Consider the following 18,302-nt stretch of genomic DNA (forward strand, 5'->3'; position numbering starts at 1 on the left):
TCTCCCTTCGCGGTTAGCCGCTGCAGCCGCCGCCGCCCGCCTTGCGCGGCGCGCCCGGCGCGGCGGCGGGCACGGGGGGTGGCGGCGCGGCCTTCATGCCGGTCATCGCCGCGTGGATCCCGGCGCGCAGCCGGTACGCCTCGAGCTCGGCGGCGGGCGCGCCCGCCGTGGGCGGCGCCGGCGGGGTGAGCGCGAACGCCTCCCACGCCGCCCAGCCGCCCTCGAGCGCGAGCACCCGGCCTCGATACGAGGCGGCGGCCGCGGGCACCCCGTCGAGCGCGGTGTCCGAAACGAGCACGAGGTCGCGCCCCGGGCTCGCGTCGGCGAGCCCGAGCGAGCCGAGCCTGTCCTGCGGCACGCACTCGGCGCCGGGGATCCGCTTCGCCGAGCAGGCCTCGAGCGACCGCAAGTCGACGATCCGGAGCTTCCAGGGCTCGTCGAACACGCGCCGGGCCAGCGCGAGCGGCGCGAGACCGGTCGCCACGCGCCCGCTCTCGCGCGCCCCGGTCGGCGTCGCGAGGCCCACGAGGCCGAGGGCCGCCGCGGCGGCGAGCCCCGCGAACACGAAGCGCCCGGGCCGCCCCGCCGGCGTCGGCATCGCGCTCGGGTCGGAGCGGCCGGCGAGGACGCGCTCCAGCTTCTCGGCGCCCACGAAGCACCCGACGGCCATGACGGTGACGGCGAGCGCGACGACGTACGGGCCGGACCGCGCCGGCAGGCGGAAGAGCTCCCACAGGTAGAAGTTGCCGAGATCGCCCGCGCCGTGGAACCTCGCAAACCCGGGCCGCCACTCGAGCTCGGCCCAGAGCACCTGCCCGACGATGACGCCGAGCACGGTCATGAGCCCGTCGAGCTTGCCGGACGCCATCGCCACGAAGGACGTGCCGGGGCAGTAGCCCGAGACGATGAAGCCCGCGCCGAGCAGGAACCCGCCGGCGATCATCGGCACGAGGTAGGTGCCGCTCGTCGCGTGATCGGCGAGCGCGCGGAAATCGGCGAGCCCGAGCGCGGAGGCGAGCACGACCCCGAGCATCGCCGTCACGATCGCGCTGAACATGACCTTGAAGACGGTCATGTCGTGCCCGTAGAACTGGGCGGCGAGCTTGTTCGCGCGCCCGAAGCCGGCGCGCTCGAGCACGAAGCCGAAGCCGAAGCCGATGAGGACCGCGGCGACGAGCCCGAGCTCGAGGGGCGGCAGGACGGGGAAGGTCATCGCCACTCCCTCCTCACGAACCAGGCGAGCGCGTAGCCGCCGCCGAACACCGAGAACATGAAGGCCCAGGCGCCGACGGAGAGGAGCGCGCCGCCCGAGAGCGCCTGGCCGGAGGTGCAGCCGCGCGTCATCTTGGCGGCCGCGCCCATGAGCACGCCGCCGAGGAGCGCGAGCGCGAGCCGCGCGCCGTTGCCGATGCGCGGCCCCTTCAGCACCTCACCCCGCAGCCGGCCGGAGGTGTAGGCCGCGACGACGCCGCCGAGCAGCGCGCCGAAGATCTCGAACACGAGCCAGGTGACGTGCGGGCTCGCCGCGGCGCGCGCGAGCGGCGGCGTGCTCGCGACGTGCCCGGGCGCGAAGAGGTCGAGCGCGGCGATGCCGGCGCGGAGCGAGGCGCCGGAGGCGCCGAGGCCCGAGCCCATCACCAGGAACGAGGTGAGGAGCACGAGGCCGAGCGCGACGCCGGCGAGGTACGGGTTCCAGAACTTGTCGGGGTTCCGTTGCATCGGCGCCTCCTACGTGAGGAAGAAGACGTTCGGCTCGTTGCCCGACCCGGGCTGGAGCACCTTCACGCGCCGCGAGCGGGTGAGCTCCGCGACGCGGCTCGCGGGATCGGCGAGGTCGCCGAACGTGAGCGCGCGCGTGGGGCAGGTCTCGACGCAGGCGGGGAGCTTCCCCTCGCGCACGCGGTGCAGGCAGAACGTGCACTTGTCCACGAAGCCCTCCGGGTGGACGTAGCGCGCGCCGTAGGGGCAGGAGGCGACGCAGGCCTTGCAGCCCGTGCACTTCGCCCGCGTCACCCCCACCACCCCGCCGTCCGCGACGTGGCTCGCGCCCGTCGGGCAGGCGGAGACGCAGGACGGGCGGCTGCACTGGTTGCAGCGCTCGGAGCGGATCTCCATCGAGAGCGCCGGGAACGCGCCGCGCGTCTCCTCGGCGATCCAGTCGCGGAACCCGCCGCTCGGCAGCGCGTTCTCGGTCTTGCAGGCGATGACGCAGGCGCTGCAGCCGACGCAGCGGGCGGTGTCGACCGCCATGGCGTAGCGCTTCCTCATGCCGCCCTCTCGGCGCGCTCGAGGCGCACGAAGTTCACGCTCATGCCGGTGCCGCCCATGATCGGGTCGACGGCGTAGCGGGTGACGAGCGCGCTGTCGGAGGCGCCGCGGCCGTACGCGTAGCCGAGCCGCCTCGCGGTCTGTCCCCAGCCGTGCACGAGGTAGACGCAGTCACCGCGGATCCGCTGCGTCACCTTCGCGCGCACCGGCCCGGAGCGCGCCCCGTCCTGGTTCACGAGGAACACGCGCTCGCCGTCCTCGAGCGGCTCCGCGAACCCGGGCAGCGCGCGCGCGACGTCCGCGTTCACCCACACCTCGTTCTCCGGGTAGGGCTCGGCGAGGAGCCGGTTGTTCACGGTGCGGCCGAAGGTGTGGGTCGGGGCGCGCCCCATGAGCAGCCGGAACTGGCCCGGGGGCGGCTCCTCGTGCGGGTAGTACTGCGGGAGCGGGTCGAACCCCAGCTTCGCGAGCTCCTCGCTGCGCAGCTGGATCTTCCCGGACTCGTGGGACACCTCGACCGCGAGCCCCTCCTCCTCGCAGGTCGCGACCTCGCGGCCCATCACGACGCCGGTCTCGCGCGCGCGGGCGACGTCGTGACCGCCCGCCCGGAGCCGCGCGTCCACGTACTCGCGCGCGTCCTTCCACGGGAAGTGCTCCGCGAGCCCGACCCGCCCGGCGAGCTCCTTCGCGATCCACCAGCCGGGCTTCGAGTCGTGGAGCGGCGGGACCACCTCCTGCCGCACCGCGAGGAACGGCCGCTTGTGCGCCGGCGCGGCGACGTCGTCGTCGCGCTCGAGGTAGGTCGCCTCGGGGAGCACCACGTCGCTCCACCCGCAGATCTCGGCGGGCAGGACGTCGATCGACACGACGAGCTCGAGCCCCTCGAGCGCCTTCACCGTCTGGCGCCGGTCGGGCAGCGCCTGCAGGAGGTTGCAGCCGTAGACGATCCAGGCCTTGAGGTCGTAGAGCGCCTGGCCCGAGACGCTCGCGTCGCACAGGCCCGAGGCGATGACCTCGGTCGCGACGGGGTAGCCGCCCTTCTTCGGCCGGTCGGCGGCGCCCTTCGCGCCGTGCGGGGCCTCCGCCGCCACCGGGTAGGGCGGGAGCGACAGCTTCGAGTGGCTCACGTAGCCGCCGCGCCGGCCCCAGCTGCCGAGCAGCGCCGCGAGGATCGCCATCGCCCGGGCGCGCTGCGTGTCGTCGCCGTACCAGGTGGTGTGGCGGCCCGGGTGGACGAGCGAGGCCGGCCGCGCCGACGCGATGAGCCGCGCGCTGTCGCGGATGAGCTCGGGGCGGATGCCGGTGATGGGATAGGCCCACTCCGGCGTCTTGTCCGCCACGTGGGCGCGGAGCTCCTCGAGGCCGACCGCGTGCTTCGCGAGGTACTCGGCGTCGTAGGCGTTCTCCGCCAGCATCACGTTCATCCAGGCGAGGAGGAGCGCGATGTCGGTGCCGGGCTTGATCGGCAGCCAGTAGCGCGCCTTGCTCGCGGCGACCGAGAAGCGCGGGTCGACCACCACGAGCTCCGCACCGCGACCGATCGCCTCGGCGAGCTCCTGCACCTGGGTGTTGTGCATGTTCTCGCCGAGGTGGCTGCCGATGAGCGTGATGACCCGCGCGTTCGCGAGGTCGATCGGCTCCGGCGAGCCGAGCGGCGTGCCGAAGGTGAGGAGGTAGCCCGCCTCGCGCGGCCCGCGGCACTGCGCGTAGGAGGGCGCGCCGACGTTGGGCGAGCCCCACGCCTTCATGAAGTGCTTGAACCAGGTCCCGCCCGAGCCGTGCGTGAAGAGCGCCACCGCCTCGGGGCCGTGCCGGCGCTTCACCTCGAGGAGCCCCTCCCCCACGCGGTTCAGGGCAGCGTCCCAGCTCACCTCCTCGAACACGTCCTCGCCGCGCTTCTGCGTGCGGACGAGCGGCCTCCTCAGGCGATCGGGATCGTAGAGGAGGCCGGTCGCGCCGGCGCCGCGCGGGCAGAGCATGCCGCGCGAGAGGGGGTGGTCGGGATTGCCGACCACCTTCGTCACCCGCCCGTCCTTCACGTGCGCCTTCACCCCGCAGCCCCAGAAGCAGAGCTCGCAGTACGAGGCGACGACGCGGTCGCCCTCGGTGGCGGGATCCTCCACGCGATCCGCGTCGAGGCCCCACCAGCGCGTGGTGAGCCCGGAGGCGAGGGCCGCGCCGCCGGCCGCGGCGCCGCCGATCTGGATGAACTTCCTGCGGGTGAGAGTCATCGCTGACGGCTCCTGGGAAGGAGGTCCTCGCGCGCCGGCGCGCTAGAAGTGGTAGGCGAGCCCGACGTCGATCTGGAGCTGCGACATCTCCGTCGAGTACGCGGCGATGCCCTGGCCGCTGCCCATCGGCGGCGGCGGCGCGGCGTTCGCGCCCTCGAGCTTCGCGTTCAGCGCGTAGACCGCCGCGACGTTCACGTTCAGCTTCTCGCCGAGCGCATAGCCCGCGCCCGCGGTGACATGGTGCTCGGAGACGGCCGGGAACGCCATGTTCTCGAACGCCCGGTCCGGGTCGAGCGGCATCTTCCCGTAGTTGTAGCCCGCGCGGAGCGCGAGCCGCGCCGTCGGCTTCACCTGGGCGCCGACCTTCACGACCCACTGGTCGCTCCAGCGCATGTCGAACGGCATCGCGCCGGTGGCGTTCGGATCGCTCGTGTACGCGGGGAGCCCGGCGCCCATGGTGCTCGACCAGTCGATCCACTGGACGTCCACCGCGACGAGGAGCGCGTCCACCGGCGTCACGGCGACGCCGATCGTCGCGCTCTGCGGCTGGTCGAACGCGAGCGTGTCGGTGCCGCCCGGGATGGTGGTGCCCGGCGCCATCGGGTTCGGGCGCGCCGGGACGTCGAAGGAGAAGTCCTGGAACCAGCTGCGCGTCTCGTACGCGGCGCCGAGGGTGACGCGCTTCACCGGCGAGAACTTGACGCCGAAGGTCGCGCCGCCGCCCACGGTGGTCGAGGTGTCGTGCGCCGCCTGGCCGGCGCCGGAGGCGACGTCGTACTTCATCTGCGCCACCATCACGTTCGCGGTGACGCCGAGGGTGAGGCGGTCGTTCACCCGGTAGGACGCGCCCGGCGTGAAGCGGCCCTGCATGTACGAGGTGAGCGTCGGCCCGTAGTAGAGGTTCGTCGCGTAGTCCACGCCCATCCCGGCGACGCCGAACACGCCGAGCCCGGCGGAGATCCGGTCGGTCACAGGCTGGACGTAGGCGATGACCGGGATCGGCGAGGCGCCGCGGCCGGAGTCGAGCGACGCGCCGTCGTTCGCGACGAACATCGCGGGCATGCTCCCCGTCGCGCTGTAGCTGACCGACGGCTTGAAGTACGAGCCGCCGAGCTCGAGGCACCGGCCCAGGTCGGCGATGCCGGCCGGGTTCGTGAGGAGCGAGGCGCCGTCGAGCGTCGCGCCGACGCCGACGCCGCCCATCGAGTCCTGCACGGCGCCGAAGCCGATCATCCGCATGCCGTTCGTGGCGTGCGCCGCGGCCGGCGCCAGGAGCGACAGCGCCGCGAGTAGCGAGGCGATCCGGTTCTTCTTCATGGCGGTTCCCTTCCGTTCGTTCGCGCCCGGCCGAGCCGGCGCGCGGTCCGTCGCCAGGCGGCACGCCGTGGCAGGTCTCGTCGCAGGAGGGCATTGCGCGCCGCGTGCCCATCCGGGCAGCACGACGAATCGCGGGTTTGGCTCACGGACGCGACTCCACGTTTCGCGTGCGACGACACACCGCGTTTCAACGTGACACGCGGCGTGCCAGGGTGTGGCGTCGATACGGAGGTCACGATGAGTCCCGCCGAGAGCCCCACCACCAACCGCGACGTCGCCTTCGCCGCCGTGAACGCCGCGTTCGGCTCGCTCGGCCGCATCTGCATGGCCCTCGACGGCCAGTTCCGGATCCGCCACGCCTCGGAGCGCGTCGAGGCGCTCCTCGGGCCGGGCGCGGCCGGCCGCATCTCGGGTGCGCCGGTCGAGACGGTGCTCGGCGCAGAGCTGTTCGGGCCGGAAGGCCCGCTCCGTCAGGCCCTCCTCGCGGGCGAGCGGCGCGAGGGCTGGCGCGCCTACCTCCAGTGCGAGCGGGGCCCACGCCTCCTGTCGGTCACCGCGGCGCCCCTCCTCCACGATCCGCACGGCGTCTGCGACCCCTCCGCCGTCTACCTCGTCATCCTCCGCCCCGCCGACGACGAGACCCCCGACGTCTGCGCGCCCGTCGCCGGGTTCGGCGTCATGTGCCGCTCGCAGGCGATGACGCGGGTGTTCCGGCTCATCGAGACGCTGCAGCACAGCGAGTCCACCGTGCTCGTCACGGGCGAGAGCGGCACCGGCAAGGAGGTGATGGCGCGGATCATCCACGCGCACTCCCCGCGCAGGAACGGGCCCTTCGTCGCGGTGAACGCGGCCGCCCTCCCGGCGGAGCTGCTCGAGAGCGAGCTCTTCGGGCACGTGCGCGGCGCCTTCACCGGCGCGATCCGTGACCGGACCGGGCGGTTCGAGTCGGCCGAGGGCGGGACGCTCTTCCTCGACGAGATCGGCGACCTGCCGCTGGCGGTGCAGGTGAAGCTCCTGCGCGTCCTGCAGGAGCACACCTACGAGCGCGTCGGCGACGACGCGGTGCGCCGGACGAACGCGCGGATCATCGCGGCGACCCACCGCGATCTCCGGCGCGCCGTCGCGGCCGGCACCTTCCGCGAGGACCTCTACTACCGGCTGCGGGTGTTCCCGGTGGAGCTCCCGCCCCTGCGCGCGCGGCGCGAGGACATCGAGCCCATCGCGCGGGTCCTCCTCGGGCGGGTGGGCGCGCGGACCGCGCGGGCGCTGCGCTTCTCGCCGGACGCGCTCCGCGTCCTCCTCTCGCACGACTGGCCCGGCAACGTGCGCGAGCTCGAGAACGCGCTCGAGTACGCCGCGACGGTGTGCAAGGGCCAGACGCTCCAGCCCGAGGACCTGCCGCCCGAGCTCGGCGCGGGCGCCCCGCCCCGCGATCCGGTCGCGGCGCCGCTGGCGCCCTCCGCCACGACGGCGGCCTTCCTCGCCGCCGCCGCCGGGCACCGCGCCGACGCGCACGACGAGCGCGCCACCCTGCAGGCGACGCTCGACGCCCACCGCTGGAGCCGGGCGGACACCGCGAAGGCGCTCGGCCTCTCGCGCAGCACGCTCTGGCGGCGGATGCGCGCGCTCGGGCTGCTCGACGCGAGCGCGCCGGCGCACGAGAGCGCCGCGGGCGACGCGCCGGCGCCGAGCGCGCTCTGATCCGGCGCGGTGGGTCGACTACCCCGCCCGGCCCCACCCGCGCTCGACGGCGCGGGCGCCTCGCGCGAACGCCTCGGCGTTCACCCCGACGAGCGCGGGGCGCTTCTGCAGCGCCTGGCGGATCACGGCCAGAACGGTCTCGGCGGGGAAGATCCCGGTCGCACCCAGCAGCGCGCCGATCGCGACGACGTTCTTCACGAGCGGCTGGCCGAGCTCGGCCGCGATCTCGGAGAGGGGCACGCCCACCGCGCGGACGCCGGGCGGGAGCGCGTGCGGCTCGCGGATCACCGAGCGGTCGTAGAGGGCGATCCCGCCGGGCGCGACCGACGGCCCGAACTTCGCGAGGCTCGGCGCGTTGAAGGCGACGAGCGCGTGCGGCGACGGCACGTCGGGCGAGAGCACCTGCGAGCGCGCGATCCGCACGTCGGCGTAGGAGGTCCCGCCGCGCGACTCCGGGCCGTAGCTCGGGATGTGCGTCGCGTCGAGCCCCTCGTTCACGGCCGCGTGGACCATCAGCATCGCGGCGGTCTGCGCGCCGTCGCCGCCCGACCCGGCGAACTTGAGGCCGAGCTCGTCGCCGCCGAACGGCGTCTCGGGGAAGCCCTTCGCGAAGCGCTGCGCCTCCGTCTCGCGCGCGTCGATCGCCTCGAGCACCGCGCCCGTCTCGTACGTCGGCGTGTGCCACGCGCCCCAGCTCGCCGTCGCCGAGACGTCCTTCTTCACCCCGAGCGGGAAGACGGGGACCATCTTCTCCTTCACCCAGCGCTCCGCCTCCTCGGCGCCCATGCGCAGGTGCGTCGGGCACTCGGCGAGCACCTCCACGAAGGAGAAGCCCTTCCCCTCCGCCTGGAGCTTTAGCCCCTTCTTCACCGCCTTCGAGGCGCGGACCCGCTGCTTCGCGTCGAAGAGCGCGACGCGCTCCACGTACACCGGCCCGTCGAGCTGGGCCATCAGCTCCGCCATCTTGAGCGGCTGGCCCATGCTCGCGTCGCGGCCGTACGGCGAGGTGGTGGTCTTCTGGCCGATGAGGGTCGTGGGCGCGGTCTGTCCGCCGGTCATGCCGTAGATCGCGTTGTTCACGAACACGACCGAGAGCGGCACGCCGAGCTGGGCGGCGTGGAGGATCTCGGTGAGGCCGATGGAGGCGAGGTCGCCGTCGCCCTGGTAGCTCACGACCACGCTGTCCGGGTTCGAGAGCTTGTGGCCGAGCGCGACCGCCGGCGCCCGGCCGTGCGCCGCCTGCGTGTGCCCGACGTCCAGGTAGTAGTAGAGGAACACGCTGCAGCCGACCGGCGAGACCGCGATGGTCCGGTCCTGGATGCCGAGCTCCTCGATGGCCTCGGCGAGGTAGCGGTGCACGAGGCCATGGCCGCAGCCGGGGCAGTAGTGGGTGCTGCGGCCCTTGATGCCCTCGGCGTGGTCGTGCCGCTCGAACCGCTCGTAGAAGACGCTCACGCCGTCACCCCCCTTCCCGCGACGGCCTTCCGTACGCCGTCGGCGATCTCGCGCTGCGACGGCAGGATCCCGCCGTGCCGCCGCACGTGAGCGATGGGCACCTCGCCACCGGCGCCCGCATGGCTGAGCGCGAGCCGGAGCTCGTCCTCGAGCTGCCCGTCGCTCGCCTCGACCACCACGATGCGGCGCGCCCGCCGGACGAGCGGGAGGAGCGCCGCGACGGGGAACGGCCAGACCGTCTGCGGGCGGAAGAGCCCGACCCGCACGCCCTCGGCGCGGAGGGCGGTCACCGCGCCCGCGGCCATGCGCGCCGGCGTCCCGCACGCGACGACCACGGTGTCGGCGTCCTCGCAGCGGAGCTCCTCGGCGCGCTGCTCCGCGGCGGTCATGCGCGCGTACTTGTCGAAGAGGTGGAGGTTGTGGGCCTCCTGGTCCGCCTCGCGCAGGAGGATCGAGGAGTGGAGGTTCCCGCGGTGCGCGGCGTCACCCGACACCGCCCAGCCCGGGAGCCCGGGCTTCACGAGCGCGCGGGGCAGCTCCACCTTGCCGGTCATCTGGCCGAGGTGCCCGTCGGCCGCGACCACGACCGGGTTCCGGTAGCGGAAGGCGAGCTCGAACGCGAGCATGGTGAAGTCGAGCATCTCCTGCGGCGTCGCCGGCGCGAGCACGATCGCGTGCGTGCTCCCGTGGCCGAGGCCGCGGCAGACGAGCTTCAGGTCCGACTGCTCGGGCCCGATGTTCCCGAGCCCGGGCCCGGCGCGCATCACGTTCACGAAGACGGTGGGGAGCTCCGCGCCGACGAGGTACGACACGCCCTCGAGCATCAGGCTGAAGCCGGGCGACGACGTGAACGTCATCGTGCGCCGCCCCGCGCCCGCCGCGCCGTACATCATGTTGACCGCCGCGACCTCGCTCGGCGCCTGGACGAAGCTGCCGCCCAGCGCGGGCAGGAGCTTCGCCATGAGCTCGGCGCCCTCGGTGGACGGCGTGATCGGGTAGCCGAAGAAGTGGCGGCAGCCGGCGAGGAGCGCGCCGATCGCCGACGCGTGCGTGCCCTTCACGACGAGCGGGCGCGCGTGCGGCAGCGGCACCCGCGCGTCGGGAACGTCCGCGGGGGCGACGAACCTCGCGCGCGGCGCCACGGCGGCGGCCTCGCGCTCCGCCTCCGGGCCCGCCATCTCGAGCCCGTACGGCTCGGGGCACGCCTCGGCGCACAGCCCGCAGCCGTTGCAGGCGTCGAGGCTCAGCACGATGGGGACGAGGCCCGAGAGCTCGTTGATGTCGGCGCCGGGCGCGATGCAGCCGCGCGCGCAGGCCTCCCGACATCGCCCGCAGCCCTTGCAGCACTCCTCGTGGAGCACCGGCTTCTCACGGACGTCGACGTGAGCCACGCGACCTCCTCCTGCCGCCCGATCGAGGCGGCGCCTGCGGAAGACGGCGACACCCTACTCGCGGTCGGGGGCCAAGTCCAAGCGGGTCCGGAGGCGCCGCGCGTTCCCGGCCGGGGCGGGTCCGGCGAAGACCCCAATCCCTTGGAGGAGCAACGAGATCCGGCCCGGGACGCTCGCTCGCACCGGGCGTGCGTGCGCAGGGCGGCGACGACCGTTCATCGGGCGGCTCCGCCGCCCGCGGTCACTTCGCGGCGGCCACCTTCAGCTCCGGCCGCGGCGTCGCGTCCGAGCTCGGCGGCAGGACCGGGTGCTCGACGACGGGCTGCCTGCCGGTGAGCGACTGGAGGAAGGCGGTGATCTTCGCCGCCTCCTCCGCCGAGAGCGCGATGCCGAGCTGGGCCGAGCCCATGATCTTCACGGCGTCCTCGAGCTTCCACACCGCGCCGGAGTGGAAGTAGGGCTGGGTGATCGCGACGTTCCTGAGCGCAGGCGCGCGGAACACGTAGCGGTCGGCCTCGGTGTTCGTCACCTTGAAGCGCCCCACGTCGCCCGCCGGCCGGACCGCCTCCGCCGGCGCCTCCACGACGCCGAACGGGTGGTAGTCCTGCCCGCCGACGTTCACCCCCTCGTGGCAGGCGACGCAGCCCTTGTCGAGGAAGAGCGCGAGCCCCTCCTGCTCGCTCGCGGAGAGCGCCTTTCGGTCGCCGCGCAGGAAGCGATCGAAGCGCGAGTCGGGCGTGAGGAGCGTCGCCTCGAAGACCTCGATCGCTCTCGCGACGTCGTCGAAGGTGATGGGGTCCGCCTCGCCCGGGAAGGCCTTCTTGAACGGCGCCGCGTAGCCGGGGATGCTCTTCAAGGTCTCGAGGAGCCGCGCCGGCGTGTTGTTCATCTCCACCGACGCCTGCACCGGTCCTTTCGCCTGCGCGGCGAGGTCCTCGGCGCGCCCGTCCCAGAACTGCGCCTTGTTGAACACCGCGTTCAGCACGGTCGGCGCGTTGCGGGGCCCCTTCTGCCAGCCGTGGCCGGTCGAGGTCTCCTGCAGGTCGGCGCCCGCGAGCCCGACGTTGTGGCAAGTCTGGCAGCTGATGAGCTGCGACGAGGAGAGGCGCGGGTCGAAGTAGAGCATCCGGCCGAGCTCGACCTTCGCAGGCGTGGACGGGTTGTTCTTCAGGGCCGGCGGCTTCGCGGGGATGGGCTCGAAGCGAGCGCGCGCGGCCTTCAGCAGATCCTCCTTCGCCGCCCCGGAAGCCGGGCCGAGCGCAACACCGAGCGTGAGCAGCAGTGCGAGCGAGCGCATGTCTCCTCCCTGAGACGTGGTGAGCCGGACCGCGCCGAGTCTTTCAAAGCGGCCGGGGCGGATCGAGGAACCTTTCGCGGTGCGTCACGATCCGCGTGCCGCGGGACGGGTGCTCCGTCCGTGTCCGCCCGCCGGCTTACAATGCGCCCTTCGCGGGGGCGCTCCACATGCTCGGCATCCTGTTGTCACCCACCGACGGCGGCACGGCCTGGCGCCACGCGCTCGCGCCGGGCGAGGCGCGCGCCGGCTTCGAGCCGGTGGGGCCGCTCGGCCTCGCGAAGCGGCTCGGGCGGATGCTCGGCCTGCGCGCCGAGCCCGCGCCTCAGCCCGACCGGCTCGCCGCTTACGGGCGGCGGATCGCGGCGCACGACGACGGCCGCCGCTCGTACTCCGCCTCGCGCGCGGCCGATCCTTTCGGCGTCGCGAGCTTCCTCCTCGCGCTCCGCGACCGGCTCGCGCTCGCGGGCTGGGACGGCGCGGCCCTCGGCGGCTCGGCGCGCCTCGCCGATCTCTCCGCGCTCGAGGCGCTCGAGCCGGCGCTGCCGCCGGGCCTCGCCGACGTGCTCGCCGCGCTCGCCGCCGCGGCCTCGGCGCGCACCAGCCTCCCCTGCCCCCTCGCGATCGCGCTCACCGCGCCGCGCGGGGCCTACGCGCCGCGCCTCCGCGAGCTCCTCGAGTCGCTCGCCCGGCTCGGCGCGGAGGTGCGCGACGCTCCGGCCGACGCTCCCTGCGCCGCGGAGACGACGGACCTCGGCCGGCTCCAGCGCGCGCTGCTCGCCGGCGGCGAGGCGAAGGCCGCGCTCGCCGGGGACGGCACGGTGCTCGTCCTCGAGGCGGACACCCCGGTGGAGACGGCCGAGCTCCTGGCGTCCTACGCGCGGACGCGCTCCCTCTCGCGCGCCACCTGCGTCGTCCCCGCCGAGGAGGGCGCGCTCGACGCGGCCTTCGCCCGGCACGGCCTGCCGACGCTCGGCGCGGGAGCCCCCTCGCGGTTCCGGCCGCAGCTCCAGGTGCTCCCGCTGCGGCTCGCGCTCGCCTTCGCGCCGCGCGATCCGCACCGCGCCGCGGAGCTGCTCCTCCTCCCCGGCGCGCCGCTCCCCGGCCGCGTCCGGCGCGCCCTGCTCGGCGCGCTGCGCGAGGAGCCCGGCATCGGAGGTCCGGCGTGGCGCGCGGCGGTGGACGGCGCGGTCGCGAGCGAGGCGCGGCGCGCGTGCGAGGGCGGCGGGGACGGCACGGCCGCGGGGGCGGCGCTGCGCGAGCGGATCGACGCGTGGTTCGGCGGTGAGGCCTTCTCGCCGTCGGAGGGGATCCCCGCCCCCCAGGCGGCGCGGATCGCGGGCGAGGTCGCGCGCTGGGCGGCCGCCCGCGCGGCCCCTGCGGACGACGACGCCGGCGAGGAGGCCGCCGAGGCGGCCGGGCTGTTCCTCCACGCCGCCGCGGCGGCGCGCGCGCTCGAGAAGCTCCTCCTCGCCATGGGCCCGGGCGCGCGCCTCCCGCAGCTCGCGCTCGGCCAGCTCCACGACGTCGCGCTCGGCGACGGCGCCGACCTCGCCCCGTTCGCGGGCGAGGCCGGCCGTGCCGCGCTCTGCCGCCGGCCCGCCGACGTCCTCGCCGGCGCCCACGAGGTCTTCTGGTGGGGGTTCGTGGCGGGCGCGGACGCGGGCGCGCCGCCGGAGCCCTGGACCGGCCCCGAGCGCGCCGCGCTCGCCGCGGCGCGGATCGTCGTCGCCGCGCCGGGCGAGGCGCGCGCCCTCGAGGCGCTCGGCTGGCGCCGCCCGTTCCTCGCCGCGCGAGAGCGGGTGGTCCTCGCGCGCTGGCGGCTGGAGGGCACGGCTCCGGCGCAGCCCCACCCGCTCCTCGACGAGCTGCACACGCGCCTCGCGCCGGGCGCGCTCGAGGCCTGCGTGCACGCCTCCGAGCACGTGCTCGCGGCCGTCCGGCCGGCGCCGTTCGCCGCAAGGACCGCGCCGCTCGCCGCGGCGGCGCCCGTCCGGCCCCGCCCGATCTGGCGGCTCCCGGCCGCCGCGCTCGCGCCCACGCGCACGCTCTCCGCCTCGCAGCTCGACGCGCTCCTCGCCTGCCCCATGAAGTGGGCGCTCGAGCACAGGGCGCAGCTCCGCCCCGGCCGCGCGGTGGACATCCCGCACGCCGACGAGCCGCGGCTCCTCGGCTCCTTCGCGCACCGGCTCCTGCAGGACCTGCTCCTCGGGGACGACCGCATCGACTTCGACCGCGCCACTCCCGAGGACGCGCGCGCCGCCGCCGCGCGGGCCTTCGACGCGCGGGTCGAGACCGAGGCGGCGCCGCTCGCCGCGCCGGGCCGCGAGGTGGAGCGCGAGGCGGCGCGCACGCTCGTCGCGGGGGCGGCGGCGTCGCTCCTCGAGGCGCTGCGCGCGGGCGGGTGGCGGCCCCGGGCGGCGGAGCAGCCGGTGTCGGGCCGGTTCGCGGGGCTCCCGATCGAGGGGAGCGTGGACCTCGTCGTCGAGCGGGAGGGCCGGGAGGCGGTGCTCGACCTCAAGCTCTCCGGCGCGGGCTACCGCCGCGACGACCTGCGCCGCGGCGCGCTCCAGCTCGCGATCTACCAGGCGCTGCTCCGGAGCGGCGGCGGCGCCTACCCGCCCGCCGCGTACTTCACGCTCGACGACGGCCAGCTCCTCACGGTGGACGGCGCGGCCTTCCCGGGCGCGACGGTCGTCGCCGGGCCGGACGCTCACGAGACGCTGAAGGACGCCGAGGCGGGGTTCCTCTACTGGAAGGGCGTCCTCGCGCAGGGGCTCCTGCCGGCGGGCGCGGATCGCGAGCGCTGGCTCGGTGCGATCGGCGCCGCGGCGGGCGGCGCGCCGCCGGAGAGCGTGCTCGCGCGGAAGGCGCCCTGCCAGTTCTGCAACTTCCCCACCCTCTGCGAGGGCGCGCTCGGCGAGGAGGCCCTGCCGTGAAGATCGACGTCGTGAGCGCGAGCGCCGGGAGCGGCAAGACGCACCGGCTCACCCGCGCCGCCTACGAGGCGCTCGCGGACGGGAGCGCCCGCCCGGAGGGGCTCGTCGCCATCACCTTCACGAAGAAGGCGGCGAGCGAGCTCGAGAGCCGCATCCGCGCGAAGCTCCTCGAGGCGGGTCGGGCCGATCTCGCGGCGCGCGTGCGGGACGGCTACATCGGGACGATCCACGCCGTCTGCCAGCGGCTCCTGCGCGAGTTCGCGCTCGAGGCCGGCCTGTCGCCCTTCCTCGAGCCCATCCCCGACGCGCAGCGGGAGCGGGTGTTCTCGGCGTCGCTCGCCGGCGTCCTCGCCGGGCGCGCGGGGCGGCTCAACGCGCTCGCGCGGCGGCTCGCGATCGAGGACTGGCGGGAGCTCCTGCGCCGCATCGTGGACAAGGCGCGCGAGAACGGAATGGACCGGAGCGCCCTCGCGCGCTCCGCCGAGCTGAGCCGCGAGGGGCTCCTGCGGCTCCTACCGGAGGTCGCGATCGGCGGCGACGCCTACGCGCGCCGCCTGCGCTCCGAGGTGGAGCAGGTGGCGGCCGCGCTGGCGCCGCTCGCCGCGGAGAGCGGCGCCGCGGAGAAGCGCGCCCGCGCCGCGAGCGCGCTCGCCGCGGAGGCCCGCCGCTCGGGCCTGCCGCCCTGGAAGGACCAGCTCCAGCTCGCGCGCTCGCTCGGGGTGAAGAAGCTCGCGCCGGTGGTGGGCGAGCTCGTCGCGCTCGTCGAGGACCACCTCCGCGCGGAGCCCTTCCAGAAGGACCTCCTCGAGCTCCAGGCGGCGCTCTTCCAGCTCGCGGCGGAGGCCCTCGACGCGTTCGCGCGAGCGAAGGCGGCGGCGCGCGTCGTCGACTTCGGCGACATGCTCGCGCGGGCCCGCGACGTCCTCGCCCTGCCAGCCGTGCAGGAGGCGCTCCGCGCGCGGCTCGACCTCGTCCTCGTGGACGAGTTCCAGGACACCTCGCCGCTCCAGCTCGCGGTCGTCACCGCGCTCGGCGCGGTCGCGCGGAGGAGCGTCTGGGTGGGCGATCGCAAGCAGGCGATCTTCGCCTTCCAGGGCTCGGACCCCGAGCTCATGTCGGCGGCGATGTCGTTCGCCCTCGCCGGCCGGGCGCCCGAGATCCTCGGCGCGTCCTACCGCTCGCGCCCGGCGCTCGTCGGGCTCGCCTCGAGCCTCTTCGCGCGGGCGCTCGCGCCGCACGGCTTCTCCGAGGCGGAGGTCCGGCTCGCGCCGGCGGTGGTGGATCCGGCCGCGCTCGCCGGGGAGCCCGCGCTCGAGGCCTGGCGCTGGGCACCCGAGACGGTGGAGCGCGACGGCGAGCGCGTCAAGGCGACGGAGCCGGACGCGATCGCCGCGGGGGTGGCGGAGCTGCTCGCCTCGCCGCCGCCGGTGCGGGAGCGGGTCGACGGCGCAGAGGAGCGCGTGCGCCCGGCGCGGGCCCGGGACGTGGCCGTGCTCGCCTTCTCGAACGGGCGCTGCCGGCAGATCGCCGCGGCGCTCGCCGCGCGGGGCATCGCCGCCCGCGTCTCGCTCGAGGGGCTGGGCGCGACGCCGGAGGCGATCCTCGTCCGCGCCGCCGTGGCGCTCCTCGCGGACGGCGAGGACGGCGTCGCCGCGCTCGAGGTGGGCTGGCTCGGCGGCGCCGCGGCCGCCGACCCCGACGGCTGGCTCTCGCGCCGGCTCGCCGAGGTGGACGCCTGGCGCGCCGATGCCGACCGCGCCCGCGCCGCCGGCGAGGCCCCTGCGCGGACGCCGCTGCCGTTCGGCGCCGATCCGCGCGTGCGTGCGCTGCGCGAGGCGGCCGCCGCCGCGGCGGGACGCTCGCCCGCGGAGGCGCTCGATCTCGCGCTGCGGACGGCGCGTCTTCCCGAGCTCCTCCGCACCTGGCCCGAGCCGGGACAGCGGCTCGCCAACCTCGAGGCGCTCCGGGCGGAGGCGAGCGCGTACGAGGAGCTCTGCGCCGCGCAGCGGAGCGCCGCGACCGTGCTCGGGCTCGTCGACCACCTCGGCCGCCTCGGGGAGACGAGGGAGACCGGCGCGCAGGCCGTGCCGAGCGCCGAGGACGCGGTGACGGTCTCCACCTGGCACGCGGCGAAGGGGCTCGAGTGGCCCATCGTCGTGCTCTCCCAGCTCGACCAGGACCTCGACCGCAGCGTCTTCGAGCCCGCGGTCGAGCCGGCGGCGGCGTTCGATCCGGCCGCGCCCCTCGCCGGCCGCTGGATCCGGCACTGGCCCTGGCCGTACGGCGGGATGACGAGCTCGCTCGCCCTCGCGGACGCCGCGGAGCACGAGCCGGAGGCGCGAGCCGCCCGGTCGCGGGACGAGCGCGAGCGGCTGCGCCTCCTCTACGTCGGCTTCAGCCGCGCTCGCGACCGGCTCGTGCTCGTCGCGAAGGTCGATCCGTCGGACGGCGCCGCGACGGCGGCGCTCGGGCCGCTCGAGACGGACGAGGGCGCGCCCCTCGTCGCGCTGCCGTTCGAGGCCGACGCGGGGCCAGCGGAGGTGTCGGTCGAGGACGAGCGCTGGGCGTGCCGGGTGCGCGCGCTCTCGGGCGTGCCGCCCATCGCGATCCCGCGCCCCCGCGCGGCGGTCGCCTGGTACGCGGGCGGCGCGCGCGCGGCGCGTCCGCGCGAGCTCCTGAACCCCTCGGTCGAGCCGCTCGCCGGCGCGGCCCGCCTCGTCGCCGTGACCCGGCTCGCCGGCCGCGCGCCGCTCCTCGCCGGCGCGCGCGACATGGCGCCCGTCGGCGACGCCGTCCACGCGTTCCTCGCCGCCGACGACCGCGCCGACGACCCGCCGCGCCTCGCGCTCGCCGAGCGGCTCCTCGCCGCGCACGGCGTCTCCGGCGTCCTCGCCCCCGCGACCCTCCTCGCCGCCTCGGACGCGCTCGGCGCTCACCTCGCCGCGCGCTTCCCGGGGGCACGCTGGTTCCGGGAGTGGCCGGTGCGCGCGCGCCTCGACGGCGATCGCCTCCTCGTCGGCGACGTGGATCTCTTCCTCGAGCTCGACGACGGGTTCGTGCTCGTCGATCACAAGTCGTTCCCGGGCGGCGAGGTGGAGCGCGACCGGCGGCTCGCGGAGTGGGCGCCGCAGCTGGGCTGGTACGCGCGGGCGCTCGCCGCGGCGCTCCGGAAGCCGCTCCGCGCCGCCTTCATCCACCTGCCCGTGCGCGGGGAGCTCGCGGAGCTCGATCTGGCGCCGCTCCTCGCCTGACCTCGGGGCCCCGGACGCACGAAAGCCCGGCCCCTCTCGCGAGGAACCGGGCTTTCATTTCGTTCAGACGTGAAGCGGCTACAGCGGGCGGACGTTCGCCGCCTGGAGGCCCTTCGGGCCGCGCTGAACGTCGAACTCCACCTTCTGACCCTCGGCGAGGGTGCGGAACCCCTGCGCCTGGATCGCGGTGTGGTGGCAGAACACGTCCTCGCCACCGCCGTCCTGCGTGATGAACCCGAAGCCCTTCGCGTCGTTGAACCACTTCACGGTACCGGTCGCCATTACTCGTACTCTTTTCTTCTGAATCGGCGGCATTGAGTTGCCGCGTCGATGCGCCTCGAAACGAGGCCGCCGAGGTTTAACCCACCGCGCGCTCCGCGTCGAGCGTACTTCGCGGGGAGGTATCGGTCGCTCGGAACCCAGCCCTCCGTCCGGGCCGTCGGGCGCAGGACCCC

The 18,302-nt window shown here is 75.5% G+C and carries 12 protein-coding genes; 3 read left to right on the plus strand and 9 right to left on the minus strand.

All coding sequences use genetic code 11. The features are described 5' to 3' along the window. Nucleotides 1-13: 13 nt before the first annotated feature. The 5 genes from MNY62_RS07180 to MNY62_RS07200 are packed head-to-tail and all read right to left on the minus strand — an operon-like array spanning nt 14 to nt 5,816. Entirely contained in the window at nt 14-1,213 is a 1,200-nt protein-coding gene (locus MNY62_RS07180) for a YeeE/YedE thiosulfate transporter family protein (RefSeq protein ID WP_242343432.1), read from the minus strand. After that, entirely contained in the window at nt 1,210-1,719 is a 510-nt protein-coding gene (locus tag MNY62_RS07185; RefSeq protein ID WP_242343433.1) for a YeeE/YedE thiosulfate transporter family protein, read from the minus strand. The genes MNY62_RS07180 and MNY62_RS07185 overlap by 4 nt, the downstream gene beginning before the upstream one ends. Before the next feature lie 9 nt (nt 1,720-1,728). Beyond that, nucleotides 1,729-2,268, minus strand: a complete 540-nt coding sequence (locus tag MNY62_RS07190; protein ID WP_242343434.1) for a 4Fe-4S dicluster domain-containing protein — start codon at nt 2,266-2,268, stop codon at nt 1,729-1,731. Then, nucleotides 2,265-4,499, minus strand: coding sequence for a molybdopterin-containing oxidoreductase family protein (locus MNY62_RS07195; RefSeq protein WP_242343436.1), 2,235 nt, complete (start codon nt 4,497-4,499; stop codon nt 2,265-2,267). Before MNY62_RS07195 ends, MNY62_RS07190 begins: the two co-directional genes overlap by 4 nt. A 42-nt stretch (nt 4,500-4,541) precedes the next feature. Further along, nucleotides 4,542-5,816, minus strand: coding sequence for an OmpP1/FadL family transporter (locus tag MNY62_RS07200; protein WP_242343437.1), 1,275 nt, complete (start codon nt 5,814-5,816; stop codon nt 4,542-4,544). Nucleotides 5,817-6,053: 237 nt separating this feature from the next. On the opposite strand from MNY62_RS07200, the gene MNY62_RS07205 reads away from it, so the two are divergent. Further along, entirely contained in the window at nt 6,054-7,517 is a 1,464-nt protein-coding gene (locus MNY62_RS07205) for a sigma-54 interaction domain-containing protein (RefSeq protein ID WP_242343438.1), read from the plus strand. 18 nt (nt 7,518-7,535) lie between these two features. Here the strand turns inward: MNY62_RS07205 and MNY62_RS07210 are convergent, their stop codons facing one another. The 3 genes from MNY62_RS07210 to MNY62_RS07220 all read right to left on the minus strand — a co-directional run bounded on the left by MNY62_RS07210 (nt 7,536) and on the right by MNY62_RS07220 (nt 11,660). Next, nucleotides 7,536-8,972, minus strand: a complete 1,437-nt coding sequence (locus MNY62_RS07210) for a 2-oxoacid:acceptor oxidoreductase family protein (protein WP_242343439.1) — start codon at nt 8,970-8,972, stop codon at nt 7,536-7,538. Then, nucleotides 8,969-10,363, minus strand: coding sequence for a 3-methyl-2-oxobutanoate dehydrogenase subunit VorB (gene vorB / locus MNY62_RS07215; protein WP_242343440.1), 1,395 nt, complete (start codon nt 10,361-10,363; stop codon nt 8,969-8,971). Before vorB ends, MNY62_RS07210 begins: the two co-directional genes overlap by 4 nt. A 241-nt stretch (nt 10,364-10,604) precedes the next feature. Beyond that, a complete protein-coding gene (locus MNY62_RS07220; RefSeq protein WP_242343441.1) occupies nt 10,605-11,660 on the minus strand; it encodes a cytochrome-c peroxidase in 1,056 nt (351 codons plus the stop codon). Nucleotides 11,661-11,827: 167 nt separating this feature from the next. On the opposite strand from MNY62_RS07220, the gene MNY62_RS07225 reads away from it, so the two are divergent. After that, nucleotides 11,828-14,596 (plus strand): PD-(D/E)XK nuclease family protein, encoded by a 2,769-nt coding sequence (locus MNY62_RS07225; protein WP_242343442.1) that lies wholly within the window; start codon nt 11,828-11,830, stop codon nt 14,594-14,596. Further along, nucleotides 14,593-17,847, plus strand: coding sequence for a UvrD-helicase domain-containing protein (locus tag MNY62_RS07230; RefSeq protein WP_242343443.1), 3,255 nt, complete (start codon nt 14,593-14,595; stop codon nt 17,845-17,847). The genes MNY62_RS07225 and MNY62_RS07230 overlap by 4 nt, the downstream gene beginning before the upstream one ends. 78 nt (nt 17,848-17,925) lie before the next feature. Here the strand turns inward: MNY62_RS07230 and MNY62_RS07235 are convergent, their stop codons facing one another. Beyond that, the gene (locus tag MNY62_RS07235; RefSeq protein WP_242340495.1) at nt 17,926-18,129 is read right to left on the minus strand and encodes a cold-shock protein; all 204 of its coding nucleotides are present in this window, start codon (nt 18,127-18,129) and stop codon (nt 17,926-17,928) included. Between the last annotated feature and the right edge of the window lie 173 nt (nt 18,130-18,302).

It is taken from the genome of Anaeromyxobacter terrae, assembly GCF_022690685.1.
Lineage (GTDB): Bacteria > Myxococcota > Myxococcia > Myxococcales > Anaeromyxobacteraceae > Anaeromyxobacter > Anaeromyxobacter terrae.

Coding starts and splice junctions, on each gene's coding strand:
- MNY62_RS07220 (WP_242343441.1), bottom strand. CDS start 11,660: ATGCGCTCGCTCGCACTGCTGCTCACGCTCGGTGTTGCGCTCGGCCCG.
- MNY62_RS07195 (WP_242343436.1), bottom strand. CDS start 4,499: ATGACTCTCACCCGCAGGAAGTTCATCCAGATCGGCGGCGCCGCGGCC.
- MNY62_RS07200 (WP_242343437.1), bottom strand. CDS start 5,816: ATGAAGAAGAACCGGATCGCCTCGCTACTCGCGGCGCTGTCGCTCCTG.
- MNY62_RS07185 (WP_242343433.1), bottom strand. CDS start 1,719: ATGCAACGGAACCCCGACAAGTTCTGGAACCCGTACCTCGCCGGCGTC.
- MNY62_RS07225 (WP_242343442.1), top strand. CDS start 11,828: ATGCTCGGCATCCTGTTGTCACCCACCGACGGCGGCACGGCCTGGCGC.
- MNY62_RS07180 (WP_242343432.1), bottom strand. CDS start 1,213: ATGACCTTCCCCGTCCTGCCGCCCCTCGAGCTCGGGCTCGTCGCCGCG.
- MNY62_RS07205 (WP_242343438.1), top strand. CDS start 6,054: ATGAGTCCCGCCGAGAGCCCCACCACCAACCGCGACGTCGCCTTCGCC.
- MNY62_RS07235 (WP_242340495.1), bottom strand. CDS start 18,129: ATGGCGACCGGTACCGTGAAGTGGTTCAACGACGCGAAGGGCTTCGGG.
- MNY62_RS07190 (WP_242343434.1), bottom strand. CDS start 2,268: ATGAGGAAGCGCTACGCCATGGCGGTCGACACCGCCCGCTGCGTCGGC.